Annotated in this window: 32 protein-coding genes; 20 read left to right on the forward strand and 12 right to left on the reverse strand. The window is 46.6% G+C overall.

Going from position 1 to position 25,125, the window contains the following annotated elements; all coding sequences use genetic code 11:
* Positions 1 to 432 precede the first annotated feature (432 nt).
* The 9 genes from J0L70_RS16745 (at position 433) to J0L70_RS16785 (ending at position 4,961) form a co-directional block, all read left to right on the forward strand.
* Positions 433 to 909 (forward strand): hypothetical protein, encoded by a 477-nt coding sequence (locus tag J0L70_RS16745; RefSeq protein ID WP_017288673.1) that lies wholly within the window; start codon positions 433 to 435, stop codon positions 907 to 909.
* A gap of 88 nt (positions 910 to 997) precedes the next feature.
* Positions 998 to 1,498, forward strand: a complete 501-nt coding sequence (locus J0L70_RS16750) for a hypothetical protein (RefSeq protein ID WP_287455317.1) — start codon at positions 998 to 1,000, stop codon at positions 1,496 to 1,498.
* Between the two features lie 99 nt (positions 1,499 to 1,597).
* Positions 1,598 to 2,023, forward strand: a complete 426-nt coding sequence (locus J0L70_RS16755; protein ID WP_287455318.1) for a hypothetical protein — start codon at positions 1,598 to 1,600, stop codon at positions 2,021 to 2,023.
* Between the two features lie 103 nt (positions 2,024 to 2,126).
* Complete coding sequence (locus tag J0L70_RS16760) at positions 2,127 to 2,612, forward strand: hypothetical protein (RefSeq protein WP_017288670.1); 486 nt, start codon at positions 2,127 to 2,129, stop codon at positions 2,610 to 2,612.
* 107 nt (positions 2,613 to 2,719) lie between these two features.
* The gene (locus J0L70_RS16765; RefSeq protein ID WP_287455319.1) at positions 2,720 to 3,217 is read left to right on the forward strand and encodes a hypothetical protein; all 498 of its coding nucleotides are present in this window, start codon (positions 2,720 to 2,722) and stop codon (positions 3,215 to 3,217) included.
* A 190-nt stretch (positions 3,218 to 3,407) separates the two neighbouring features.
* Entirely contained in the window at positions 3,408 to 3,674 is a 267-nt protein-coding gene (locus tag J0L70_RS16770; RefSeq protein ID WP_017288668.1) for a YkvA family protein, read from the forward strand.
* Between the two features lie 39 nt (positions 3,675 to 3,713).
* Positions 3,714 to 4,259: a hypothetical protein gene (locus J0L70_RS16775; protein WP_190651942.1), complete on the forward strand. Its 546-nt coding sequence runs from the start codon at positions 3,714 to 3,716 to the stop codon at positions 4,257 to 4,259.
* 99 nt (positions 4,260 to 4,358) lie between these two features.
* Positions 4,359 to 4,544, forward strand: a complete 186-nt coding sequence (locus tag J0L70_RS16780; protein ID WP_017288666.1) for a YqaE/Pmp3 family membrane protein — start codon at positions 4,359 to 4,361, stop codon at positions 4,542 to 4,544.
* A 45-nt stretch (positions 4,545 to 4,589) separates the two neighbouring features.
* On the forward strand, positions 4,590 to 4,961 hold the full coding sequence (locus J0L70_RS16785; RefSeq protein WP_017288665.1) for a phage holin family protein: 372 nt from the start codon (positions 4,590 to 4,592) through the stop codon (positions 4,959 to 4,961).
* A gap of 52 nt (positions 4,962 to 5,013) precedes the next feature.
* Here the strand turns inward: J0L70_RS16785 and J0L70_RS16790 are convergent, their stop codons facing one another.
* Positions 5,014 to 5,373 carry a hypothetical protein gene (locus tag J0L70_RS16790; protein WP_017288664.1) on the reverse strand — a complete coding sequence of 120 codons (360 nt, stop codon included), beginning with the start codon at positions 5,371 to 5,373 and terminating at the stop codon, positions 5,014 to 5,016.
* A 317-nt stretch (positions 5,374 to 5,690) separates the two neighbouring features.
* On the opposite strand from J0L70_RS16790, the gene J0L70_RS16795 reads away from it, so the two are divergent.
* From J0L70_RS16795 to cpcF, 5 genes are all read left to right on the forward strand, one after another.
* Positions 5,691 to 5,897, forward strand: coding sequence for a hypothetical protein (locus J0L70_RS16795; RefSeq protein WP_026148694.1), 207 nt, complete (start codon positions 5,691 to 5,693; stop codon positions 5,895 to 5,897).
* 408 nt (positions 5,898 to 6,305) lie between these two features.
* On the forward strand, positions 6,306 to 6,824 hold the full coding sequence (cpcB, locus tag J0L70_RS16800) for a C-phycocyanin subunit beta (protein WP_190651941.1): 519 nt from the start codon (positions 6,306 to 6,308) through the stop codon (positions 6,822 to 6,824).
* Positions 6,825 to 6,909: 85 nt separating this feature from the next.
* Positions 6,910 to 7,398: a C-phycocyanin subunit alpha gene (gene cpcA / locus J0L70_RS16805; RefSeq protein WP_017288661.1), complete on the forward strand. Its 489-nt coding sequence runs from the start codon at positions 6,910 to 6,912 to the stop codon at positions 7,396 to 7,398.
* Between the two features lie 116 nt (positions 7,399 to 7,514).
* Positions 7,515 to 8,351, forward strand: a complete 837-nt coding sequence (gene cpcE / locus J0L70_RS16810) for a C-phycocyanin alpha-cysteine-84 phycocyanobilin lyase subunit CpcE (protein ID WP_287455320.1) — start codon at positions 7,515 to 7,517, stop codon at positions 8,349 to 8,351.
* A gap of 45 nt (positions 8,352 to 8,396) precedes the next feature.
* The gene (gene cpcF, locus J0L70_RS16815; RefSeq protein WP_287455321.1) at positions 8,397 to 9,212 is read left to right on the forward strand and encodes a C-phycocyanin alpha-cysteine-84 phycocyanobilin lyase subunit CpcF; all 816 of its coding nucleotides are present in this window, start codon (positions 8,397 to 8,399) and stop codon (positions 9,210 to 9,212) included.
* A gap of 141 nt (positions 9,213 to 9,353) precedes the next feature.
* On the opposite strand, the gene cpcD is transcribed toward cpcF, so the two are convergent.
* From cpcD to J0L70_RS16845, 6 genes are all read right to left on the reverse strand, one after another.
* Positions 9,354 to 9,611 (reverse strand): rod-capping linker protein CpcD, encoded by a 258-nt coding sequence (gene cpcD, locus J0L70_RS16820; RefSeq protein ID WP_017288658.1) that lies wholly within the window; start codon positions 9,609 to 9,611, stop codon positions 9,354 to 9,356.
* Positions 9,612 to 9,630: 19 nt separating this feature from the next.
* Positions 9,631 to 10,500 (reverse strand): phycobilisome linker polypeptide, encoded by an 870-nt coding sequence (locus J0L70_RS16825; RefSeq protein ID WP_017288657.1) that lies wholly within the window; start codon positions 10,498 to 10,500, stop codon positions 9,631 to 9,633.
* A gap of 133 nt (positions 10,501 to 10,633) precedes the next feature.
* Positions 10,634 to 11,122, reverse strand: a complete 489-nt coding sequence (cpcA, locus tag J0L70_RS16830) for a C-phycocyanin subunit alpha (protein ID WP_017288656.1) — start codon at positions 11,120 to 11,122, stop codon at positions 10,634 to 10,636.
* Positions 11,123 to 11,201: 79 nt separating this feature from the next.
* Positions 11,202 to 11,720 carry a C-phycocyanin subunit beta gene (cpcB, locus tag J0L70_RS16835; RefSeq protein WP_017288655.1) on the reverse strand — a complete coding sequence of 173 codons (519 nt, stop codon included), beginning with the start codon at positions 11,718 to 11,720 and terminating at the stop codon, positions 11,202 to 11,204.
* Positions 11,721 to 12,151: 431 nt separating this feature from the next.
* Positions 12,152 to 13,654, reverse strand: coding sequence for a response regulator (locus tag J0L70_RS16840; RefSeq protein WP_287455322.1), 1,503 nt, complete (start codon positions 13,652 to 13,654; stop codon positions 12,152 to 12,154).
* Complete coding sequence (locus J0L70_RS16845; protein WP_017288653.1) at positions 13,651 to 14,109, reverse strand: response regulator; 459 nt, start codon at positions 14,107 to 14,109, stop codon at positions 13,651 to 13,653. The genes J0L70_RS16840 and J0L70_RS16845 overlap by 4 nt, the downstream gene beginning before the upstream one ends.
* 521 nt (positions 14,110 to 14,630) lie before the next feature.
* On the opposite strand from J0L70_RS16845, the gene J0L70_RS16850 reads away from it, so the two are divergent.
* The 3 genes from J0L70_RS16850 to J0L70_RS16860 all read left to right on the forward strand — a co-directional run bounded on the left by J0L70_RS16850 (position 14,631) and on the right by J0L70_RS16860 (position 16,292).
* Positions 14,631 to 15,218, forward strand: coding sequence for a phycobiliprotein lyase (locus tag J0L70_RS16850; protein ID WP_017288652.1), 588 nt, complete (start codon positions 14,631 to 14,633; stop codon positions 15,216 to 15,218).
* Between the two features lie 3 nt (positions 15,219 to 15,221).
* The gene (locus J0L70_RS16855) at positions 15,222 to 15,791 is read left to right on the forward strand and encodes a hypothetical protein (RefSeq protein ID WP_017288651.1); all 570 of its coding nucleotides are present in this window, start codon (positions 15,222 to 15,224) and stop codon (positions 15,789 to 15,791) included.
* Positions 15,792 to 15,872: 81 nt separating this feature from the next.
* Positions 15,873 to 16,292: a helix-turn-helix domain-containing protein gene (locus tag J0L70_RS16860; protein WP_017288650.1), complete on the forward strand. Its 420-nt coding sequence runs from the start codon at positions 15,873 to 15,875 to the stop codon at positions 16,290 to 16,292.
* 108 nt (positions 16,293 to 16,400) lie between these two features.
* Here the strand turns inward: J0L70_RS16860 and J0L70_RS16865 are convergent, their stop codons facing one another.
* The gene (locus J0L70_RS16865; RefSeq protein ID WP_017288649.1) at positions 16,401 to 17,153 is read right to left on the reverse strand and encodes a phycobilisome rod-core linker polypeptide; all 753 of its coding nucleotides are present in this window, start codon (positions 17,151 to 17,153) and stop codon (positions 16,401 to 16,403) included.
* 298 nt (positions 17,154 to 17,451) lie between these two features.
* Here J0L70_RS16865 and J0L70_RS16870 point away from each other — a divergent pair, with 298 nt between their 5' ends.
* The 3 genes from J0L70_RS16870 (at position 17,452) to J0L70_RS16880 (ending at position 20,058) form a co-directional block, all read left to right on the forward strand.
* Positions 17,452 to 18,336 carry a tetratricopeptide repeat protein gene (locus J0L70_RS16870; RefSeq protein WP_287455323.1) on the forward strand — a complete coding sequence of 295 codons (885 nt, stop codon included), beginning with the start codon at positions 17,452 to 17,454 and terminating at the stop codon, positions 18,334 to 18,336.
* 18 nt (positions 18,337 to 18,354) lie between these two features.
* The gene (locus J0L70_RS16875) at positions 18,355 to 18,975 is read left to right on the forward strand and encodes an HAD-IB family phosphatase (protein ID WP_287455328.1); all 621 of its coding nucleotides are present in this window, start codon (positions 18,355 to 18,357) and stop codon (positions 18,973 to 18,975) included.
* Positions 18,976 to 19,050: 75 nt separating this feature from the next.
* Complete coding sequence (locus tag J0L70_RS16880; protein WP_287455324.1) at positions 19,051 to 20,058, forward strand: tRNA-dihydrouridine synthase family protein; 1,008 nt, start codon at positions 19,051 to 19,053, stop codon at positions 20,056 to 20,058.
* On the opposite strand, the gene J0L70_RS16885 is transcribed toward J0L70_RS16880, so the two are convergent.
* The 4 genes from J0L70_RS16885 to J0L70_RS16900 all read right to left on the reverse strand — a co-directional run bounded on the left by J0L70_RS16885 (position 20,055) and on the right by J0L70_RS16900 (position 25,031).
* Complete coding sequence (locus tag J0L70_RS16885) at positions 20,055 to 21,176, reverse strand: ABC transporter permease (protein ID WP_190651934.1); 1,122 nt, start codon at positions 21,174 to 21,176, stop codon at positions 20,055 to 20,057. The two genes, J0L70_RS16880 and J0L70_RS16885, sit on opposite strands and share 4 nt — an antisense overlap.
* Positions 21,177 to 21,257: 81 nt before the next feature.
* On the reverse strand, positions 21,258 to 22,364 hold the full coding sequence (locus tag J0L70_RS16890) for an ABC transporter permease (protein ID WP_287455325.1): 1,107 nt from the start codon (positions 22,362 to 22,364) through the stop codon (positions 21,258 to 21,260).
* Positions 22,361 to 24,292, reverse strand: coding sequence for an ATP-binding cassette domain-containing protein (locus J0L70_RS16895; RefSeq protein ID WP_287455326.1), 1,932 nt, complete (start codon positions 24,290 to 24,292; stop codon positions 22,361 to 22,363). The genes J0L70_RS16890 and J0L70_RS16895 overlap by 4 nt, the downstream gene beginning before the upstream one ends.
* 4 nt (positions 24,293 to 24,296) lie before the next feature.
* On the reverse strand, positions 24,297 to 25,031 hold the full coding sequence (locus J0L70_RS16900; protein WP_287455327.1) for an HlyD family secretion protein: 735 nt from the start codon (positions 25,029 to 25,031) through the stop codon (positions 24,297 to 24,299).
* Between the last annotated feature and the right edge of the window lie 94 nt (positions 25,032 to 25,125).

Genomic DNA, 25,125 nt, shown 5'->3' on the forward strand with positions numbered 1-25,125 from the left:
GAGAAGTCCAGTTGAGATGATTGACTGGCTTCTTCTGTTTCATGCGAATGACGAACAGTTTTTATGCAGTTCACCTTATTGAAAGCAAGCGTAAAACTTTTTCCTGAAATTGTGTGATTCAGATATAGCAATAGTTTCAAGGCTTTTAATTCAAGAAATTTTCGAGTCAGTCTGCATAAGCCATTGGAACAGGTCGTAGTGCAGAGTGTGAGAGGAAACGAAGCAAATCACTCAACTCTGACTCACTCGAACCAACAAGTTCAACAATAGATTCGACAACGCAGAACAACACTGAATGTGTCACAAAAAATAGACCAAAAGATTCAGAGCTGCATAAATCGAAAAACGAGTCGTAGAAAAGAGTGAACCGCTAAAACAAATCTCTCAGATTCAACTCAAACACACACTTTATTCAACAAGGGACAACGAACAATGACTACTGCAAAAGCAATCAAAACTTCCTTCTTCGGTTTAATGTCTGCTGTATTGATGACCGCTCCTGCTTTCGCTCAAAACGCAGCTTCGGTCGTTCAACAATCCAGCCAAGGAACAGAACAAGCTGGAGTCGGAAACGTTTCGGTGCAAGGCAACTTACAAACGGCTGATGTGACTCAATTGAGTTCACCCGTGTATCCTTACGGCGCCAGCATCAACGGCGCAAACGTGATTCAAGGCAACTCTCAACAAGCAGGTCAAATTGGCTACGGCAACACCAACATTCAAGGCAACGCAACCAGCGCAACGGTAACGCAAGGAACACCGACTTCTCCTTGGTTCCCCGGCTATCCGACTCCGGGTGTAAATGGTGCAAATGTCGTTCAAGGCAGCCAACAAGGTGCATTTCAATTCGGTGGATTCAACAGCTCTGTTCAAGGCAGTGCAACGGATGCAACCGTAACCCAACACTAAATTTCACAACCGGGTTTCGCCGATTCCCCACTCGCTAAAAATCGGCAGACTCACTTCACACTCTATTCAACAAAAGGAAAAACTCATCATGTCTGTTAAATCAATCAAACTTGGCGCGATCGCATTGTTAACTTCTGTTTGTGGCTTCGCAACGGCTCCCGCTTTCGCCCAAAATGCAGCTTCGGTCGTTCAAACTTCGGATCAGAGCACCACTCAAGTCGGTAGCGGTAATGTATCTGTTCAAGGAAACGTCCAAACTGGAGTTGTCACTCAAAATGGTTCGCCTTACTACGGAATTCAGTGCTTTGCTGCACCCTGCCCAACTGCTGGAATCAATGGCGCAAGCGTGATTCAATCGAATGATCAAAATGCCACTCAAATTGGTCATGGCAACACTTCGATTCAAGGCAACTCTTCGACTGCTAACGTCTTCCAAGGCAGTGCTCCCTACTATCCTTACTATCCTGCCCCCAGCAACATCAATGGTGCAATGGTCTATCAAGGCAATGTGCAAAATGCAGGTCAGTATGGCTATGGCAATACCAGTGCTCAAGGCAATGCAGCTACCGCCGTTGTAGGTCAGCACTAAGCTCAAGATTTACCGCTCAAGATTCACCCAGGTTTGCCGATTCCTGATGCAAAAAATCGGCAGGTTCATTTCCTCTCTCCCAATTCTGGAGTCACACTCATGCTTAAGTCACTATCAATTGGTCTTCTCTCTACAGCAGCTTTCTTGCCTTTCGCACCTGCATTTACGTCGTCTGCTTCTGCTCAATGCGTCATGCTTGATGTCTCGAATCAGTTAGCTATTCATGGATCGCCAACCCCTTCCACTCAGCAAAATAATGTGGGCATGACTGCAAATGGTGGATGTGTTGGTGGTGCAGCAGTCACGACCAATTCTCAAACAGCAGTCACACCGGGTACCGCTACGCAAATTCGCAATAGTCAATCGACAATTACAGATGGAATGCAGGGAGTTCCAAATGTTCCAGGCATTGGAGGTCCGACGATTCAGATTCCAGTCAATACTCAAGTTGATGTTTATAGTCCTGCGCTCGATCCGACCTTTATGCATCGCTTTAGTGGAATTCCACAAACAAACATGGGTTAAGTGCGACTCATGCCTTGCCTAAAAATATGCCCCACAATTCAGGAGCGACTCCATCCGATCTCCTGAATTTCTGTGACGGTGATTGTACTTTGGAGGACTCTTTATGAATTCGCAATTATTACTCAGATCGAGCTTTGGAACGTTCTGTGTGTTCTCGCTGTTGGCTTGCCAGAGCAGTTTTGCTCAAACTTCGCTTCAAATCCGCAATAACAGTATGGTGATTCAGTCTAATGGGCAAACAACCCTTTTGAATTCTTCCTTGCAAAGCAATCGGCAGCGAACTTCGGTCACACTCAGGTCAACGGCTCTCAAGCAACCGTGTTGGTTAACTGTGTCGATCGCAAAAGGACAACTCGGTGGACAAATCAAAATTGGAGACAAAGTGATTCAATCGCTGAAAGGCTCGCGAACTGTTGTTAATCTGGCTCCTTATCTCTCCCGCGGAACCAAGACGATCGACATTTCCGGCAAATATCAGCCCGCGCGTGGAGCGCTACGCATTGAATTTTCAGGGGCAGGAACTCAAGTTTCACAGCAAGCAAGTGGCACAGGCACGTTTAATCACAGTTTGATTGTCAGCGTCCGTTAGATACAAAAATCAACGATCGGTAGACTCAATCGTTAAACGATCGTTGATTTTTGACGAATTTCTCATTTCTTGATCTTAAAAATAGAAATAAAACTTTTCTAATCACGATGAAACGACTTCTAACAACTTTTGTTTCTATTGCGTCTGGAATCGCCACTGTCCAATTCATTCACAGTCCGGTCTGTCTTGCTCAAACTGCCACAAGTAACCAAAACAGCACCGTTGGAGCAAACTCGAACTTCAACCAAGTGTTGCAAAACAATCCACAAGTTCCCATCAACAGCGTCAACACCACTAATATTCGCGTTCCCAATATCTACCCGCTACAAAACCTCCCGAATGCCTATGTCAATACGGAGAATGATTTTGGGATGAACTTGTCAGTCGGTGTCAACACATTAGATGCCTCAAATGTCACCGTTTATTTAGGCTTGATTTATCAACCAGGACGAAGCGCAGATCATCAAGCCCGAATGGCACGACTCCGCAAAGAGACGGAAGTGTTAGAAGTTCAGAAGAAGAACATGGAATCAAATTTAACCCTGCTTCAGAAACAGATTGAAGAAGCAAACCTGCGCTTGCAGAAACTGCAAAAAACACCTTAATTTGGACATTTATCCGCAGCGATCGTCACTAAAAATGACCCTAGCAACTGCCCATTCATCAGGATTGCATCACCTGATCGCTCCCCAGGGTTGCGAGGTCGTAGAACTACACCAAAACCAGGGGTTTTCCACACCCGACAGTCGCTTCTAGGTTTGCGAAGATGATGTTGTCGATTGAAAGAGCGCCATCATGAAGAAGTTCCTAGTTCAGCCCCTCTACAACTGGTATCGCGCCCTTCTGCGGAATTCTAAATATCGTTGGATTGTGGTTGCAGGTAGTTTGCTCTATTTGATTAGTCCACTTGATTTCGCAACTGATGTTGTTCCAGTTCTAGGTTGGATTGATGATGGTGTTGTGATTACTGTACTCGCAGCCGAGGTTACTCAGATTCTAGGTGAACAACTGAAGAATCGTAAAACCAAAGCGAACAAGGCTGATTCAGTCGTAACCACTTAAGTCGATCGCCACTCTATCACTTCATGCGGAAGGTTAACTATGTCTGACTCTCTTAAAGATCGCCTTAAGACGGATCTTCAAGCCATCAAAACAGAAGGCGGAAACCGAACATCTCGAATTCGCGAAATCATTCAGACTGCCGCGACCCAATCGATGACAGAACTGAAAGAAGGTATGGGTGAAATTCGTGCGACTGCCAATCAAAGCATTTCAACAGTTGCTCAAACATTGAATGATGCAGAAACGCCTGAAAGTTCTGAAGCACCTTCCTTTTCAACCATTTTCAAAGGGTTGGGGAAACGGCTTGTGAATCAATTGAGAAGTCAGCTTGTTAACCTAGATGCAAAGTTGGTAACTCAATATGGAAATCGGTATGAAACGGTGAAGCAACGCATCGGATTGTTCCAACTTTGGTACGACAAAACGAAGGCGAATGCAGAAGCAAGTGGGATAGATCCAGTGCAGCAAAAGCAAGCAGAGATCGAACTCAAGATTGCGAACCAGGGTGCATTTGTTGCCCGAAAAGAGCAGCAAATTCGGCAGCAAGTCAAAGAATACCTGAATACCGTAATCTCTAAATCCTAGAACTTTCAGAGGTGCGCCAAGCTTTTACAGCTCAACCTCTACGAGCACCGCTTCATCACCGCTCCAACGTCCAAAATTCACTCCATTGAGGTTAATTTTATGCAACTCGTTCGGTTACTTCTAGCAATTCTTCTGCCTCCTGTGGCTGTTTTCATGACCTATGGCTTTAGCTTCACGCTCATCGTGAGTATTGGGCTGACGTTGCTTGGTTGGGTGCCTGGCATCATTCATGCACTCTGGGCAATCTCGAAGCATGACGAAAAGATCAAACAGTCCACGATCTAGCTTCCACCTACACTTTCTACACTCTCAAATGAAGGAGAAACAAATATGCTTAGCTTTTTGCTCACCACGCTGACCACGGCACTCGGTCTTTTGGTTGTTGACCTTGTGATTCCGGGTGTGACGATCGCAACTTTCCCTGCTGCTTTAGTTGCCGCAGTTTCTGTTGGATTAGTCAACGGTTTCGTGAAGCCTGTACTTTCTGTGCTCTCTCTGCCGATCACCTTTCTAACCCTCGGATTGTTCTCGCTCGTTGTCAATGGACTCTGCTTCTGGCTCGCTTCAGTCTTTGTGCCTGGGTTCGCAGTTCACGGATTTCTAGCTTTCATTTTGGGACCCGTTGTTCTGTCTTTTGCAACAACTTTCTTGAACAAGTACTTTGCAGAAAAAGGGATTGGTTCTTTGCCTGCGAACCAATAATCTGCTTCTAAGCTAATAAAAGAGAGATCGCATCAAGTATGCGATCTCTCTTTTAATTTGTCGAATCAAACCGAGAACGCACTCCCCCATACTTCAGCCAATACTGCTTCAAAGAATGACAAGGCGTATGCAAACTCGCTTTCGCTTGATACAGCACAACCTGCCGATGCTCCCCCATCCAAAGCTTATCCGCCGGATCAATAGAAATCACCGAACCTCCTAGCGCCGCCACACACTCAGAAAAGCGCTCGATCGCGCTGAGATCAACCGATTCAAACACAAAGAAATGACCCGCACAAATCAAATGACGACTGCGAATCCAAGCTTGCATTTTCTTTTGCGCGAGAGAGGGAGAAAGCTTCTCATCCTCAGCAGAACTTCGATAGAGATCAGGCGAAGAGTGCGTTTTCATTGCGAATAGCGCTATTCAAAGGTCAGGAGGCGATGCCTTTTTATTCAAACTCCGTCCGCAAAGGCTGAACGTTTTATTTATACGATTTCTTATGATCGAATTCTCTTATAAGCCCGCAGTTCTGAGTCTTAAGGTTCATAAATCTTTGTGCAAATCTTGTGCAAAAGATAGAGGTGTATAGTAAAGTCCTGCTGTATCGTAATTCGGTATAAATGTCTAGCCTCAATGTCGTTAAGTTGACAGAACTTAATGATTTAGGCTGGCACAATGTAGAGCATCAGCCATTTGCTGATGATTTAACGAACGAGGACTTCCGTATGAGTGAAATACCTATGGGCGGGCAAATGCTTTGGAAACTAGAAGGAAACAATCGCGTTTTACATTTACGACACACCGACGCAGAACCTTGGCGACATTACGAAGAGTTTCCCCAGTATTTTCTTCCTGACCCGCTAGGATTTTCTAAAGGACTCGCAACCTTCATTGCCCTACGCAAAAAAGACTGGACAGCGACCGTTGCTTAAATCTGTCGCGAACGGCGATCGTACCTTCCTACGATCGCCTTCTCATTTTTGAGAAAAGAAATTAAGCGTGTAGTAGCCCAATCCGCCGCAAAACTTGAGCAGGCACGCTATTCAGAAGTTCTAGACATCATTTGGATTGTAACGATTTGTAAAAATACTTTGTAACAAATCGGGATTGAACGACATAGTATAAACAAGCAAGCTGAAAGACAGACTACTGCCTGGAGATGCCGATTGGTTCGTCATCTTGCAGTGAACCGTCAATCAGCGATCGCAGGAAATGAACGACTCTCGCAGCATCGCGACGGGAAAATTCAACCCACAGATTCTCAACTGGACTAAAGGAAGCATTCTTTGGTCGAATTCTTTTTGAACCTACACGCTAGACGCTATTAAGAGAGAAAGATTATGTTGGACGCATTTGCAAAAGTAGTTGCACAAGCTGATACACGCGGCGAATACCTGAGCGCAAACCAAATCGATGCCTTGATCGCTATGGTTGCAGATGGCAACAAGCGCATGGATGCTGTTAACCGGATTACCAGCAACTCGTCGAAAATTGTTGCAGATGCAGCTCGTGCATTGTTTGCTGAGCAGCCTCAATTGATTGCTCCTGGTGGAAACGCATACACCAACCGCCGTATGGCAGCGTGCTTGCGCGACATGGAAATCATTTTGCGCTACGTCACCTATGCGATCTTCACAGGCGATGCAAGTGTTTTAGAAGATCGTTGCTTGAATGGTTTGAGAGAAACCTACTTGGCATTGGGCACCCCAGGTGCATCAGTTGCAGCAGGCGTTAGCAAAATGAAAGACGCAGCTTTGTCGATCGTGGGTGATACCAATGGGATCACGCTTGGCGATTGCTCTAGCTTAATGTCGGAAATCGGTGGCTACTTCGATAAAGCAGCAGCATCTGTTGCTTAATTTCTCATCTGCATGGGTCGAGAACTCTACATCGATCCATGCCGTTCCAACAGACCCGACCAGAATTTATTGGAGAGTTCCGATCATGAAGACCCCTTTAACCGAAGCAGTTTCAACTGCTGATTCTCAAGGACGTTTCCTCAGTTCAACCGAAATGCAGGTTGCATTCGGACGTTTCCGCCAAGCATCAGCAGGTTTAGAAGCAGCAAAAGCATTAACTGCGAATGCAAATAGCTTGGCAAGTGGTGCTGCAAATGCAGTGTACCAAAAGTTTCCCTACACCACGACCATGTCTGGCCCGAACTATGCTTCGACGCAAACCGGCAAAGACAAGTGCGTGCGTGATATTGGTTACTATCTGCGCATGGTTACCTACTGCCTAGTCGTCGGTGGAACTGGCCCGATGGATGACTATTTGATCAGCGGATTGGCTGAAATCAACCGGACGTTCGACTTGGCTCCGAGTTGGTATGTAGAAGCGCTGAAATATATCAAAGCAAATCATGGCTTGAGTGGCGATGCTGCTGTTGAAGCAAATTCCTACCTCGATTACGCAATCAATGCTTTGAGCTAAAGTTTAGGTTGACTCCTGCCCGGAAGAGCGCGCGATCGCGAATTCGTGATTGTGCTCTTTTCCGGGCAGTTTCTTATTTAAGATAAGAGTGGTGAATCACTTTTAAAGAAACTGTTATGGCAAATGAAGCAGAGCTGCAAGCGGGTCTTCAAGGTGAGAGTTTGACGGTAGAACAAGCGATCGTTAATCTTCAAGGTGAGGATTTGGGATTGCGTGTTTATGCTGCTTGGTGGTTAGGACGATTTCGCGTCAATGCTCCTCAAGCGATCGAGATTTTGATCGCGGCGTTAGATGATGAAGACGATCGCACCGATGCGGGAGGATATCCGCTGCGCCGCAATGCAGCCAGAGCTTTAGGGAAACTAGGCGATCGACGTGCAGTTCCGGCCTTAATTCATGCACTGGAATGTTCGGATTTCTATGTGCGTGAAGCCGCAGCCCAGTCTTTAGAGATGTTACAAGATTCAGCCTGTGTGCCTCGGCTGATCGAATTGCTGAATAATCAAGTGCCTGGCACGTTGCCTGCACCTGAACCTCCTCAGCTAGAACAACCTTTTGATGCCATTTTAGAAGCGTTGGGAACGTTAGGCGCGACTGAAGCGATTCCTCACATTCAGCCATTTCTAAACCATTTTGTCCCTCGAACTCAATTTGCTGCATTAAGAGCGATGTATCAGCTCAGCCCGAAGCCTGAAATTGCGGCTGAATATGGCGATCGCTTAGTGCAAGCACTATCGAGCCAAGATTTACAACTTCGGCGCACTGTCTTAGCAGATTTAGGCGCGATCGGATATTTAGCTGCAGCAAAACCGATTTCTGAAACCCTAGCAGAAAATAGTCTGAAATTAATTTCTTTAAAGGGATTACTCGAAACGCAATTAGTCGAAAGTCCGCTCCCCAACTTATCTGAGGGCGCAATTCAAGTGATGCACTTGATGGATGAACTCCTTTAGACGCGATCGAGCGACAATACACTTAGCACTTAAATTCTTCTCCTCATGTCTGACTCTCTTTCATCGTTGATTCAGGCGGTCGATGCCGCAGATTCTGCTTATGCTTTGCTCAAGGCTGTTCAAAATCTTGCCGACGCAAAGTTAGAAGGTGCGATTCCAACGTTGGTCGCCTCGCTGAGCTATAACAATCCAGGGGCAGCCGTTGCAGCCGTGGAAGGATTAATTGAGTTAGGAGAACCTGCGGTTGCACCCCTGCTCGAACAACTCGATGGACATAACTATACAGCACGAGCTTGGGCGATTCGGGCACTGGCAGGCATTGGTGATCCAAGAGGATTAGTGACATTGTTAGGCGTCGCAACTGCTGATTTTTCGCTCAGCGTGCGGCGAGCCGCAGCCAAAGGACTCGGAACCATGAAGTGGCATTGGTTCCCAGAAAATTTGTTAGAGATTGCTCAAGAAGAGGCCCTAGAAGCATTGATCTTTGTCGCACGCCAGGACGAAGAATGGGTGGTGCGCTATTCAGCGATCGTGGGCTTACAAGCTTTAGCGCAAGCAATCTCACAAACCTATCCCGAATGGCGATCGCAGATTCTCGCTCAGTTTGAACAAATTGCAGAGCAAGATGAGAGTGATGCCGTTCGTGCTCGTGCATGTTGGGCACAACAGCAAGTGCAAAACGCAGTCCCCGCTCCTAAAGTCGAGGAGCAACCCTCTCCGCTATCTGCATCCGATTGGCAAATGATTTTAGATAAATTGTACGATCGCAAAGGGCAAGAACGGCTTGTCCTCGCCGAAGGTGATCCTCGCCGCTACCGTGGACTTGCTTTATCACTTTCTCAAAATGATGAGAATCTCTGATGAGGAGATAGGGAGCAATCTGAGTTTGGGTTCTCCCCACTCCGCAAAATGAATGCAACGACTAGCAACCTCACAAAAAAGAGGGAGCATCCAAACTCATCGTTTTAGATCTCCCACTTAATTAATAGAACTGTGAAAAGATTATTCGCCGTGCTCTTCAGAAGCAGGTGCAGGTGCTGCTTGTCCAGCCGGACGAATGTTCACAATTCTTCCACCCATGCGGGTAATCTTTTGCATCTGAGCATTCATCTGACGATAAGGCACAGCATAGGTCACCGTGCTGCTATTCCGAACCGGATAGCTGTTGTTCTCCGTCTGATCGTTTTGACGTAGACCTTCGACTTCGTAAAGGAAAACACGATTATCTGCTGTTGCAGACCGATTTGATCCAACCAACATAATGACACGCTCCTTTTATCTATTGCGCCAAAGTTACGCTAGCTACTTTACCGCCCAGCTTATTGATTTGCTGAAGCGTGCTAGACAACTGCTCGTAAGGAACTACGATCGCTTTATTGCTGCGACGTACCCAAGGATAGCGAGGCAACGAAATGCCAGCCACCTCAATCCGGTAGAGCCGATCCGAAGATCCAGTGGAAGACCGTCCAAATGTCCGAGTTGGAGTTACGCCTTGCAAAGAAGGACGATAAGCAAACCCGCTCGAACCGCCAGAAGTTCCAATGACAGCAGAAGCACTGTTTCGAGCCAGTTCCGATGCCAAGCGAGAACTTGCGCCCTCTAATTGAGAACGATCGCTACTTGCATAGCCGCGATACAGCCGGAACATGCGAGTAAATCCAACGGTCTTTTGACTAACTTGGGTTGAAAAACCGCGGTAGTAAGGAACAATATTGTCCCCAAAATTTGCATCATACTCAGCAGAATCGATATAAGAATCAATATCCGCCTCATATCCCTGCGTCTGATAGCGATCCAAATGCTCAATCACTTCTGCTTCATCGTAGGGCGCACGACCCAAGAGATGCTTGAAGTTCAGCTCGATCACACGAGTATGAAAATTAGGATATAAAAACTTCGTCTTGTAGAGTTCAGATTTTGCGACTGCGCGGACGAATTCGCGCACGGTGATCTTGCCATTGCTCAGCAACGACTCTAGACCCAGCAATCGCTCTGATGCCATCAAGTGATCGTTGCCCAATACATGACGGTAAACCGCCTGAATTACGATCTTGGCATCCTCTGGAGTCCAATTCGATCGTAGTTCAAGCGGGCGGGCTTCGCTAAATGCATCAGTTCCCAAACGGGAAGCAGCAGTTGTAATCGCCACAGGATTTTCTCCTCTAATTGTTTCAATTCAACGGGGTGAAATTGACAGCAAGATGCCCAGACCTCCAACCTCCTGTAGATGCGTCGTATCGGGCATCCCGCAGGAAATAGTCGCTCTGGGCATTCAAAATTCCCTAGCTTAGGGCATTGATTGCATAGTCAATGTAGGAGTTTGCTTCGACAGCAGCGTCGCCGCTCAAACCATGGTTGGCTTTGATGTGCTTCAGAGCTTCTACATACCAGCTCGGAGACAGATCAAAGGTGCGGTTGATTTCAGCCAATCCACCGATCAGATAGTCATCCATCGGTCCGGTGCTGCCTGCAACCAAGCAGTACGTGATCATGCGGATGTAGTAGCCGATGTCACGAACGCATTTTGCTTTACCAGCAGGGGTAGAAGCAAAGTTGTTCCCTTGCATTTGAGTTGTGTAGGGGAACTTTTGGTAAACAGCGTTAGCTGCACCATCAGCCAAGCTGGATGCTTTGGAACTCAAGCCTTTTGCAGCATCTAAGCTAGCAGCAGCCTGACGGAAGCGTCCAAATGCAACTTGCATTTCGGTCGAGCTGAGGAAGCGACCTTGCGAATCTGCGGTTGCGACCGCTTCTGTTAAAGGCGTTTTCATACCTAATCAACCTCTCAAGATGGTGTACAAAGAATGTTCAAATTGATTCAATCGTTTGGATGCGGGTTGGTCTTAGAGACTAACCAACTGCTGCTGCTGCTTTGTCGAAGTAGCCGCCCACTTCCGCCATCAAGGAGCTACAGTCACCACGGGTTACACCGTTGGGATCGTTTGCGATTGCAATTGCAGCTTCTTTCATTTTGCCAACGCCAGCAGCGACAGAGCTACCAGGAACGCCTAATGCGAGGTAGGTTTCGCGAAGTCCGTTGAGGCAACGATCATCGAGAACGCTGGAGTCACCTGTGAAGATAGAGTAGGTAACATAACGCAAGATGATTTCCATGTCGCGCAAGCAAGCTGCCATGCGACGGTTGGTGTATGCGTTTCCACCAGGAGCGATCAATGCAGGCTGTTCTGCGAACAATGCCCGTGCTGCGTTAGCAACGATAGCGGAAGCGTTTCCGGTGATGCGGTTAACTACGTCCATCCGCTTCGAGCCGTCTGCAACCATTGCTTTCAAAGCATCGATTTGACTATCGCTGATGTAGTCGCCACGAGTATCTGCCTGAGCAACCACTTTGGTAAAAGCGTCTAGCATTCAAACATCTCCTGTTAATGAGATAAGTTTACTAAGGAGTTTTAAGCCTTAACTTTGGTGGAAATGAGTAGCTATATAAAGCTGCTTATTCCGCACCTAATCTCAAGTTCGTTGAGTTGAACTTGAGCGAACTGAACGATTGAAACCAGGTCAACTGCTCAGCGGCTCTCCGATAGTTATGATTAAAGCAACTTAATTGTGCAGATTTTGTGCAAATCCTAGGATCAGGCTCAAAGAAGAAGTTAAGAAATAATACGAAAGCCTCAAACCCTTACTAGACAAGAAGTTTGAGGCTTTTACAAGATTTCTGAAACCTTGCATTCCGTTTACATTTAGATACTGTTCTTAACATTTAATTTAAGCATTGCAGCTTGTCGCAATCTTTCGCGATCGCGTTCTTATTTTTGAGCAGAATTTTGGGTCAGTTCTCTTTAGCTTTGACTCCAAGCTTGAACGCGCTGAAGGCGATTCAAAATTCGATTAGCGAGATCGATCGCAACGATCGGCTTACAGAGATAATCATCAATTCCCAGAGTAAACGCGAGATTCTGAGTACTCAGGTCAGTCACAGAACTCAAGACTAAAATCGGCAGCCGTCGCCAAGCCGGCTGCTGCCGAAGTGCCTGGCAGAGTTGTAATCCATTGATTTCTGGCATATGGATGTCTAACACCAGCGCATCAGGCTGAACGGCTTCTAGAACCGCCCAAAACTGCTGCGGCTCTCCCAGTGTTGTAATGTTGAAGTGCCAGGGCTGGAGTAATGTCGGCAGCATCCGCAGAAAAGCATGGTCATCATCCACGATCATGACGCGAGGATTTGCCCTAGGGGTCGGTTCTATTTGAAGTGGAATCGAGACGATCGTAGAATTCGGCTGGCTTGGTGTTCCTGGAACCGATTGAATTTTTGCCGTCAGTTGCACAGTTTGCTGAAGCGCGATCGACAATGGCTCAAGTCGTTCTGCCTGCTGCGATGACAGCATCGTCTGGCTGGAAAATTCTTGTTCAAGTAAGCGAGCAAGCTCCATCGCTTGATTCAGTCCAAATGTTCCGAGCGTGCCCACATGCTTATGAGCAATTTGGCGCGCCTCAGCTTGTAATTCCTGGCTGCATGTTCCCGCCTGTAGTGCCGCGATCGCTTGATTGATCACTTCTAATTGCTCAAGTGCTTTTGGCTGAGTTTTACTCCAAAGATGGTTCAAAAATTCTAAATAATTGGGCTGCTTGTCTTGTTCGGGAGTCGGCGCAGGTCTTGGCTCAGATTGAAGCGTACCGAGATAGTAACCGCGTCCATGTACCGTTGTGATGAAATTTTGAGGTGCGCCAATTTCGACTAATTTCTGACGCAATCGTCGAATGTGCGATCGCACCGTTGCCTCTGAAGGAAAATCATCAGAAGACCATAAACGATCCAGAATTTCTTCTACGCTTAATAAATTTGGACTGGTGCGTAAGAGCAGTTCTAGTAGCTCATATTCTTTAGTTGTTAACGTCAGTGGTAACCCGTCATAGGTGACTTCACACGTACTCGGATTGAGAAACAACGCCCCCCAAGTCATGATAGGCAAAGGGCAATTGCTACTCCGGCGAAGTAAAGCACGAATGCGGGCAACAAGTTCTTGAGTGTCAACAGGCTTAACAACATAATCATCTGCACCTGCGTCTAAAGCACTGACCTTAGCAGTACTCGCACTTTCAGAAGTAAGCAACAAAATCGGAGTAGTGTCGTTTTCCGATCGTAATCGTTGACACAGACAAATGCCGTCTAACTTTGGCAACATCAAGTCCAGAATGATCAAATCGTAGTCAAACGTCGAGGCATACGTCCAGCCTGATTCTCCATCATGAACCGCATCCACCACATAATGATGTGCAGCTAAGTTCTGAACTAAGATCGCAGACAATGCCTCATCATCTTCAACCAGTAATATTTTCATTCAATCCACTCCAAAATCTTGGCGATCTGTTTGGACAAATCCAGAGCGTTAAACGGTTTGGTAATGACTCCGCTAATTCCTAAAGTCTGAAGTTGCTCTTCTAAAGACTGCACTTTTGCCGTTAAAAAGATCACAGGAATTCGATTTGTTTCGGAACAGGATTGAAGCGCTTTTAAGGTTGCCATACCATCCATCTTTGGCATCATATAATCGAGCAAAATTGCGTCTGGTTGTTCGGCTTGAGCAATTTGAACCCCGGTTAAACCAGAGTCTGCTGTTAAAACCGTCCAACTGGCAGTCATCTGCAGCCCAAAGCGAATCACCATCTGGATTGCTTCTTCGTCGTCAATGATCAAAATCGTTCTGGGGCGAGTTTCATGCCCGCAGGCATTCGGCTGCCTTGTTTCGGTTGCTTGGTCCATCAAGTCTGCGGGATTACAGGATTGCTTTTCCATCGTGACCTTACCTCTGCCCTAAGGTGTTGCAACTCCAAAACATGATTGACCCATCACACTAATTGCTCCGTATTTTTATTGATCATCTCCAGCATCTGCTGGCACGGATTCAGAAAGAATGCTGAGTCACTCGAATCGCTGAAATTTTCTAATTACAGCCCCAGGCTTAAAAGGTGAATGTCAAAGAACTAGACATTTTGTGCTCCTTAAATTAAAACTGAATAATCTATATAAAAATGGTGAATTCGTGAACCAGCTTCTCATGACGATAAGAGATCAAGGGAGCTGCTGTCTCAAGAATGAGAAACAAAGTAATAATCCTTAATATTAAAAAATGTCTAGCCTTTGTTGAGTTGAATAAAGTTATGCTTTGGGAGGTTGCGGTTGCTTGACGAACATGCGGTTTCAGCAGGCTACGAATCTATCAGAACTGCGATACGATGAGAAAGTTAGTTCACAACGCTTAATCAACCAGCTTTTCAAGGGTCGTTTGAGTTGAATTTATAGGGAGCGAGATTGAGATGAAGGATGCGATGGAGTTTTTTCAGCAAAGTACAGGGCGTTGGCGATCGCAGCGCACCACCCATCACCTCGCATTTAAACGCGCTGAACCGGGCGAGTCTCAGATTGAAGTTGAGGCACTCGCGGCTGACCATCCGAAAGTGATTGAGATTTGCCAGTTACATGAGGTCGATCCGAGTTTAGCGATCGGCGGCGCGTATGTGGCATGGCACGGTTCGATGGCTTGGGATAAAGATGATGAAAATCACCAAGGTTCGACCGTCTTTGCATTAATTCCGGATGCAGAAACGCCTCGACGAGGTACGCTGTTGCGCGAACGCGGCTATGCCGAAATCGTTCCGGTCGCCGGACAATACCATATCGACGACGAAGATGGCTTAGTGCTAACGACTGAATATGAAACGATGAGTTCGACCGAACGGTTCTGGTTTGCAAATCCTGACCTGCGTATGCGAACCAGCACCGTTAAGCGGTTTGGTGGATTTAGCACCGCGACATTTTGTACAGAGACTCGAATCGCTGAAACATCAGATGCTGAGGCTCCTGCGGCTGAATCTACAAAGTATTTCTCTTATTTTGGTTGGTAGAGGGTGAGCGATCGTTTGATTGTTACAACCAGTGCAGACGCTTTTGCGCGCGGACTCGATTACCTCTACGGAATTCGCAGTCTCGCGCCTGATCCAGAGATGATCGATCTGATTCATGATTCCAAGAATCGTGAAGTGATCTGTACTTGGATCGGGCGGAAAATTGATGCGGTCAATCAACGACTCCATCAAATTCTGCAAGACTGCCACAACTGCTTTCATACGTGGGAGCAGCCGAATCTCCAAATTTTTGCAGCACCGTTTGCTCGATCGTTTGGCATCGATGCCATTTGTAATCTTGAAACTGAGCCAATCACGATTTTGGTCGATGTGGGGCGAGTCTTGCCGGAAGATTGGTTGCTCCTGGTTCTGCACGAATATGCTCATGCTCATGCAGGCTCACCGGGTCATCATTTGCAATTTGCGCGATCGCTGACGCATCTTTGTCTAGGGTTGGAGATTACACCACCGATCGTGCAGCCTGGGCAGGAAGACTGTTTGCGATTTTATCCGCCTTGTCCTTTAATCCCAGACCCCTTAGCGTTTTGGAGAGGCGAAGGGCAGGAGTGGTGATATGACAATTTTGATCATCTCTGTTTAAGCTGCACCTTGCCAATTATTCTGGAGATACTTACTCTTTCTGAATCTTGAGTCATGCCAGCCCGGTTGCAGATTAAAGCTGAAGATTGCTCTCCGTTGGGGCAGTTTATTCTCCGATATCTGGAAGAAAATCAAATCAGTATGAATCGCTTGGCAGAGCTATCTGGTGTGCCTCAACCTCGTTTGAGGGGTGCTTGCTTTAAAGGGACTTGTCCGACCCCTGAAACGTTGAGAAAGCTTGCAAGAGTGATTGGCAAGAACCATTTAGAGCTTTACACGTTGGCTTACGAAGGGCGAATCGAACAGCTTCCCGAAACGGCTGAGGAAGATTCGCTCGATCGCTTAATTCGGGAGCTATTTGACACGGCTCGTGAACTAGAGTTGACTGCACCAAAGGTGTTGCCCTCTAAAGCGAAAATCCGAAAAGCGTTACTAGAGCTAGGCTTTTTAGAAGAGAACGCCGATCGAGCTTGAGCGTTTTTGCCAATAGAAAAACCTGAAGGCAAGAGAATCTAAAATCTCTTACTTTCAGGTTTTCAACGATCGACTTAATTCGGAACTGATCGATCAAACTTTCAGCACTTATCGACGATAAGGAACTGACTTCTCAATATCAATGTTGAGTGCAGAGATCAGTTGCGGCGGATTAACTCTTGGGCTGATACTGCGTGCCATATCCAAGAACGCTGCTGGGCTGCCTGCTTTGGCTTGCTTGTCTTGAGGCACAAAACTGCGAACCGTAGACTGCCACATGATTTGCGGGAAGCCAAGCTTGCCACGATAGTAATCATCGTAGCGGGGTGATTTGATGTTGAACGGAAGTTCTCCAGCAGTTTGGCTCGGCAAGATGCGACGGCGTTGGTAGGGAACCGTGTCGTATCCGAACGCTTCTAGATACTCTGCACTGTTGAGCAGATCATCGATAAACCCAACAATTCCTCGGGTTGCAACCACGATCGACCATGAGATTTTTTCACGTTCGCCATAGACATCACGTCCTAGCACCCGTTGAACGGTCTGTTCCACAAAGCGATAGTTGCTGTTGAGATCGTAGAAGCTACGCTTGTAGGTATCAGAAAGTACGAGTCCGCGAATGAAGTCGCGCACGGTGATTTGTCCACTGCGAAGTTGCGATTCTAAGAAACGCTCTCTGTCTGCTGCAAACGCATGGAAAAAGATTTGACGATATGCCACTTCAATCAGCGTGTCCATATCGGATGGGGACAGCAAGTTTTCAGTGGAGTAAATCCGGGGCTGCTCATCACTTCCCACTTCATATCCAGCGACCCGTTGGTTTTGTGAAATCGGGGAATATTCTAAAAGAGGAATTGCCACGCCTAATAATCTCCCTTAATTCTTACGAATTCTTACGTGAGTTATTCATAATCATAAGGGTGAAGGCGAGCCATTATTCGATTTAGTCTGATAACGTTTACATATCTTAATCAGAGTTGGTGTAACGCAATTTTAGACACGATCGCGGCTGAATTTGAGAGATTTGCGACACAGTTGATCATTTTACTCAACAGATATCAATTCTTGTTTAACTAACTTTATATTCTACGGAGTGTCGTTTGACGGGATCAAAAAGCCTTTTCACAATGAAAGCGATCGCGTCACTGGAGCTAGCCTGATGAGCCGACCGAATTATCTGCAAGTGTTCGCTGGTTTGATGGCATTTTTGATATGGCTGATAACGCCCCAACCTGCGTTATCTTGCTCGATCTCGTTTCATCAAGGCGTTGAAGCATTACAGACTGGGCAGTTTGAAGATGCAGTCCGTGCCTTTAGCATTGCTATTGATGCTGATCAAAATCAATCGTTAGCATATGCGAATCGCTGTCTTGCTCAGCTTGAATTAGCCCATTATTCAGAGGCGATCGCGGATTGTACAGCTTCGTTGAATCAGCAGCCTAATCAATCCGAAGTTCTGCTCAATCGTGGACTGGCTTACTATCGCATGGGCAATTATCAAGCTGCGATCGCGGATAATAGTACTCTGTTACGCACTCATGCTGATGTTCGCGCTTACTTTAATCGCGGATTGGCAAAAGTCGCAATGCAACAGTACTGGCAGGCTTTAATTGATTACGATCGAGCACTCGCTCAACAGCCAGAAGATCAATCCACGATCGCTGAGATTTATACCGATCGCGGTTTAGCTTATTTTGCATTGCAGCAGATGCCAAAGGCAATCTCAGATTTTAGTCAAGCGATTGATTTGAACACACAGGATGAGCGAGCTTACTACAATCGAGGCTGTCTGTATCGCTGGCAAGGGAATTTTGTAGCGGCGATCGCCGATTTTACAACTGCGATCGCACTTCAACCGGATCATGCAAGCGCATATTTAGAGCGAGGAATTGCTCACGCTCAGAAGGGTCGAGCAGCAAGCGCACTTTCAGACTTGAAGAATGCAGCTTCTCTGTTTGAGCAACACGGACATACGATCGCCTATCAGCAAACTGTCGCTCTCATTCAGCAGTTACAATTGACAAGGCAAACTGCGATGGGTTGAGGGTTGTCTGTGAAGCGAATGGTTTTTTGTGATTTCGATGGCACGATTACAGTCGAAGAAACATTTGTGGCAATGTTAAAGCGATTTGCACCTGAAGCTGCGGCTCAAGTGCTGCCTGAAATCTACTCAAAGCGAGTCACGCTTCGTCAGGGTGTGCGGCAAATGGTGGAAGCGATTCCTTCTTCGAGTTACTCGGATATTATTGAGTTCACGCGCCCAAAAGCGATTCGACCTGGGTTTGTTGAGTTACTAAATTTTCTAGAGCAAGAGTCGATCCCATTTATTGTGATTTCGGGTGGATTTCGAGGCATGGTGGAAGCTGTACTCGAACCGTTTCTCGATCGCATTGTGGCAATTCATGCGATGGATATTGATACGACAGATGCTTGCTTACGTTTGAATTCGCCCTATGAGAGTGGCACTGAAATTGTTGCCAAAGCTGAGATTATGGCGACCTATGGAGCAGATGAGACAATTGCGATCGGAGATTCGGTGACAGATTGGAATCTCGCAATGGCAGCTTCTCTCGTGTTTGCACGTCCACCGCTGACTCAGTATTTAGAAGAGCAGAAAAAGCCTTATCTAGCTTGGGAAGATTTCTTTGAGGTGCGCACTCAGCTTAAAAGCTATCTAAAATAGGCAACCCATTCCCTTATTGAACCCTGTTTTTTGATAGAGTGAGCGAGTTCAATCCGAGCGATCGCGCTTTTCTCTATGCTCCCTCAATCGTCGCATCCAGATTTACCGCTCACTGCTCTTGCACCGATGCAGGATGTGACGAATCTCTGGTTTATGAAAGTTATCGCTCAGTACGGTAGCCCGGATTATTTCTTCACTGAGTATTTTCGGGTGAATGATACATCGAGACTCGATCGCACCATTCTCGAAGCGATTACTGAGAATGATACAGGTCGCCCAGTTTTTGCGCAGATGATTGGGGAAAGCATTCCAGATCTCGTCAGAACTGCAAGAGATCTTTGCCGCTATGAGTGTGCTGGAATCGATTTGAATATGGGCTGTCCAGCACCCAGAATCTACAAAAAGAATGTGGGTGGCGGATTGCTGCGAGAACCTGAAAAAGTCGATCAAATTTTAGGCGCACTCCGACAAACCGTGACCGATCGACCGTTTACCGTCAAGATGCGCGTCGGGTTTGACAATACAGATAATTTCTACAAAATTTTAGACTTGATCAATCGCCACAACGTTGATCTACTCAGCTTGCATGGTCGAACTGTTAAAGATATGTATCACGGGACTGTGAAATACGATTTGATTGCTGAAGCGGTTCGATGGGTGAATTGTCCTGTGCTAGCAAATGGCAATGTCCATTCGGCGAAATCGGCGATCGACGTTCTTGCTAAAACAGGTGCAGCAGGCGTAATGGTTGGGCGTTGGGCGATTGGAAATCCTTGGATTTTTGAGCAAATTCGACAAGGATTACAAGGTGAGAAGATTACTCCTGTCCCTTTAGCTGAAGTGCGTCAGTATATCGATCGATTATGGAAAACTCCAACAGCAGCGAATGTTCCAGAGCGTGCAAGACTTGGCTATCTCAAGATGTTTTTGAACTATGTGGCGCTGAGTATTGATGCTGAAGGGAATTTTTTGAAGTCGATGCGCCAGACTCAAACTGAGACGGAATTGTTTCATTTATGCGATCGCGTTTTACTAACCGATCAGACGAAAACTTTCGCATTAACGCCTTATGCAGGAGTCTAATTCAACTGACTGCGAAATCGATTTGTACTAATCAACAGAAACGCGATCGCAAATACAAACAGCACGATCGCCTCTGGATACAGCACATCTAATCCATTGCCTTTTAGTAAAACGCCTCGCGCGATTTTAATGTAATGTCGCAGTGGATTCGCAAGCGACAGGATTTGAAAAAACTTCGGCATACTTTCTACAGGCGCGATCGCTCCTGAAAGCTGAATCAACGGAAGATTGATAAAAAACGAAGTCAAAATTGCTTGCTGCTGCGATCGCGAAATCGTTGCTAGTAAAAAGCCTATTCCAATTCCAACACAAGCATACAGCCCAGAAAAAAATAGAAACAACAACAAATTCCCGCGAAACGGTACATGAAAGATAAAGTAAGCTACCGAAAGTGCCAACATCACTTCACCTAATAGTAAAAAGAACAAGGGTACAACTTTCGCTAAGATAATCTCCCAATCTGCCGCAGGAGTCATAAGTAGCTGCTCTAAAGTCCCCGTATCTTTCTCTCGCACGACCGCTGATGTTGAGACTAAAGAGCTACCCAGATTAAGCACCAGCCCAATCACACCTGGAACGATAAACCAGCTTGAAACTAATCCCGGATTGTAGAGGATTGCAGCTTCGGTTTGAATTGGAGGAACCGTATCAGGAGAAAATTGCCGCCCAAATTGTCGAATAATCTGAGACGCATAGCCACTAGCAATCCCTGCTGTATTCGCATCTACTGCATCAATGAGAACTTGCACTTCCGCAGGTCGATCGCCTTTGAGCGATCGATTAAAATCGCTTGGAATGACTAATCCCGCTGTAATCTCGCCTTTTTGAACTTGCTGACCTAATGTGCGCTCATCGATCGGACTCGATTTAACGTCAAAGACCCGATTGACTGTCATTGTTGCCGTCAATTCCCGGCTCAGCGTCGTGTTCGCATAGTCCACCACTCCAAGCTTCAGATGCTGCACATTCGGACTCAGAGCAAATCCGAAAATCAAAAGCTGGACTGTTGGCGGAAAAACGAGCAGAAAGATCAATTGTTTGTTGCGGAGAATTTGCCGAATCTCCTTAAGTGCCAAAACAAAAAATCGGCTGGCTAGGAAGTGACGAAGGATGGGCATGGGTTGATCTCTAATTAAATCGGAGTGGGAGTGGGGAGTAGGGAGTGGGGGAAATCTACTCTTTTGTTCTTCAACTGCAAGCTATCCGGGTAGCTGCATTCGACCTAGGATTCGACGAGCGATATTGAACAATACAAACGCAATCGCGGCTAAACACAGCGGAGCCGTCCAAACTCCCGGCCATCCTGCTCCTCGAACAAACGCATCTCGCGATAGTTCAATAAAATATCGCGCTGGAACGACACTCGAAACTAGCGATAACGGAAATGGAATGTTGCTGAGTGGATAGATAAAGCCGGATAACAACAGCGCAAGTAAAAATCCAGCCGTTGCGACCGCTTGCACAGCAACCGATCGATTTCCAGTTCTCACTCCAATTAACAATCCAAACATCACACTTGCTAGCAGAAACAATGCTCCTCCAATCAGAAACGGAGTCGGATCGCCGACAAACCTCAACTGCCAAATCGCTGCTCCAATTCCTATCACCACGATCGCTTGTCCGATCGCAATTAGAAAATAAGCCAAACATTTTCCTAAAAGTAATTCAGCCGCACTAATATTAGAGGCGTAAGTTTGTAGAATCGTCCCTTGCTCTTTCTCTCTCGCCATTGCTAGCGCTGCAAGTAAACTCGGATAAACTGCCAAAATCACCCCAAACACTCCAGGAACAATATACAGAGATTCTTGCCGCCCAGGATTAAACCACAATCGAATTTTTGCGACTAATTTAGGAGACGATCGTAGTAAACCTTCATCCTGAATAAACGCATTTGTGAAGGCTTGAAGACTATTCTTGATCACCCGCGCATTGTTCACATCAGTTCCATCAATCAGCACTTGCACATTTGTTGATCGACCTGCTTCCACATCTGCACTAAACTTAGGCGGAATGATCACAGCAGCTTGAGCAATCCCGCGTTCGATGCCATCTCGTAATGGATCAAGCCCGCTCCATTGCACCGGAACAAATTGATTCGTCACATACAGCCTTTCTGTATAAGTTTGACTGAGATGAGTGCGATCGAAGTCCTGCACAATCAACGCAATATTCTTTGCCTCCAATCGAATTGCAAATCCAAAAATGAATAAGGTCATCAATGGCAAAATAAACGCCAGTGCTAGAGTTAAGCGATCGCGTCTAAATTGAGCCAGTTCTTTCTGAGCTTGAGTGAGAATACGTTTCATAGCTTTGCCTGAGCGCGCTGGACAACCCCGATAAAGGCATCTTCGAGGGAGTAGGGAATGGGAAGTAGGGAAATAGGAGATAAATTTGCAGCGATGAGCCGCGATCGCAGTTCTTCAATCTCTTCGGGATGATCAATCACCACATGTAAGCGATCGGCAAAAATTGAAACACGCCAACTTTCCATCTGTTGCTTGAGTAAGTTGGAAGCAATTTGAGCGTGAGGAACAACGACTTCGATCAGTTGTCCAGGTTGCGCTGCTTTAATCTGACTCGGTGAGCCTTCTAGTACCGTTTCGCCTGCCACCATAAAGCTCATTCGATTGCATTGTTCTGCTTCTTCCAGATAGTGAGTAGTAACCAAGATCGCAGCACCATTTCGGGCAAAATCATTGATCAATCGCCAGAATTGCCGTCTTGCGAGCGGATCAACACCAGATGTCGGCTCATCCAAGAATAAAATATCAGGCTCATGCATCACAGATGCGCCAAAAGCAACCCGTTGCTTCCATCCCCCCGGCAATTGTCCCGTGACCATATCTTCCTGTCCTTCGAGTCCGCAGGTTGCAAGTACCCAGTCGATCTTCTCGCGTCTGTGTTGACGCGGCACGCCATACACACCACTGTAAAACTCTAGATTTTGAACAATCGACAAATCATCATATAGCGTAAATTTCTGGCTCATATAGCCAATTCGCTTTCTCAAATCGCGACTGCGAAGATTTCCCCGTTCTCCGCCAAGGGCAATCTCACCTGAGCTAGACGGCAGCAATCCACACAGCATTTTGATCGTGGTGGTTTTTCCAGCTCCATTCGCACCAAGTAATCCGAAAATCTCACCGTAGCGAACTTCAATATTCGCATTCCTAACTGCTTGGAATGTGCCGAAGACTCGATTGAGATTATGCGCATAGATTGCAATCTCTTCTGGAGATTTCCGACCCGATCGAGCACGCGGAAATTCTAAAATCTTCGGAGCTAAACCTTGCTGCCGCAGTTGAGTGACGAAAACATTTTCTAACGTGGGTTCTGTAATCTGGAGTGAGGAGAGTTCTAGCTGTCGATCGCGAAATTGCTCTCGAATGGCTTGCTCTCCCACTTTTTCATCGACGACTAACACATCTAAGCGATCGCCAAAAGTTTGCACATCTGCAATCTCGCGATGATCGCTCAACATCTGTTCGGCGACTGCAAGCTGCGGGGTATGAACTTCCAGTCGATGCAAGCCTAAACTTTGTCTCAATTCAGCCGGAGTGCCAATGTGCTGAATCATTCCGTCATACATCAATGCGACTCGATTGCAGCGTTCTGCTTCATCTAAATAAGGCGTTGCGACGATGATTGTCACTCCCTCGGCTGCTAAAGTCGCAAGCACATCCCAGAATTCACGACGCGATACGGGATCGACACCCGTTGTCGGTTCATCGAGCAAAAGCACTTGAGGCTGAGAAATTAAAGCAGAACAGAGTGCGAGTTTTTGCTTCATTCCGCCTGAGAGTTGTCCAGCTAAGCGATCGCTAAATTGATCTAAGCTCATCAATCGCAGATACTTCTCTCGCCGCTGTTGAAAAAGATGATCTGGAACTTCTCGCAAGCCAGCCATGTAGCGCAGATTTTCATCAATGCTGAGATCCAAGTACAACGAAAACTGCTGAGTGAGATAGCCGATCTGCAATCGCGCATCTCTCGGCAATCGTCCCAAAACTTGAACATTGCCACCAGTTGCTTCCATCACCCCTCCTAGGATGTGAAAGGTCGTCGTTTTCCCGGCTCCATCCGGACCAATCAAGCCAAACAGTTCACCTGAAGCAACACTAAAATCAATCCCGCGAACTGCCGTCACGCGACCATATTGTTTCTGCAAGTGCTGCACTTGAACAATCGGATCAGCAACGCGCTGAGAAAGAGGAGCAGATACGATCGCAGTCATAGCTCTACTCCTTGAGTAAAATTTCTCCGTCCGCAGGCATTCCAGGCTTGGCAAATCCGGCTGGATCGTCGATCGCAATTTTGACTCCAAAAACTTGTTTAACTCGATCGTCGCGAAAGTAGATATTTTCTGGCGTAAACGAAGCTTTTGGATCGATCGCAGCGACTCTCGCACTGAGCGGCTCTTTCGGAGCAGAATCTAAAAATACTTGAGCGCGCTGACCTACACGAATTTTGCCAATACTACTTCCAGGGATATATCCTCGTAAGTAAACTGTGTTCAAATCAACCACCGTTAACAATGTCTTGCCCGTTGCCACCACTGCTCCAGGTTCAACAGGTCGAGCCGTAACCACACCACGAATCGGACTTTTCACAACGAAAGAATCTAAGCGTTTCTGAATCTGTTGCTGATTGGCTAACGCATTTTTCACTTTTGCCTGTGCGGCAGCGAGTTTTGCTTGAGCTTGCTGTCGTTGCTGTTGTAATCCAGCCAGTTGTGCCCCGCGAATCTCCGGATTCAATTCGGTCGTTTCAGTCTGGGTTAATCCACCCTGCGCCGCATTCAACTGATCTCGCGCTGCATTCACCGCTTCTTCTCGCGCTTGTAAAGTGGCGATCGCCGTTTCTACGCCTGCCTGAGCCGTCTCAAAATTCATTTGAGCTTGATCAAACTGCTGCCGATTCACAGCGCCTTGAGTCACTAACTGAAATGCCCCCCAAAAACTAGACCACTCCAAGAGCGACAAGAAACCGTTTAAGGAGTAGGATCAAGTGCATGTCAAATCAAGCCAAGAAATACAGCCCGCAATTCAAAGCCAAAGTCGTCCTCGA

This window comes from Leptolyngbya sp. UWPOB_LEPTO1, from assembly GCF_017302695.1.
GTDB lineage: Bacteria > Cyanobacteriota > Cyanobacteriia > Leptolyngbyales > Leptolyngbyaceae > Leptolyngbya > Leptolyngbya boryana.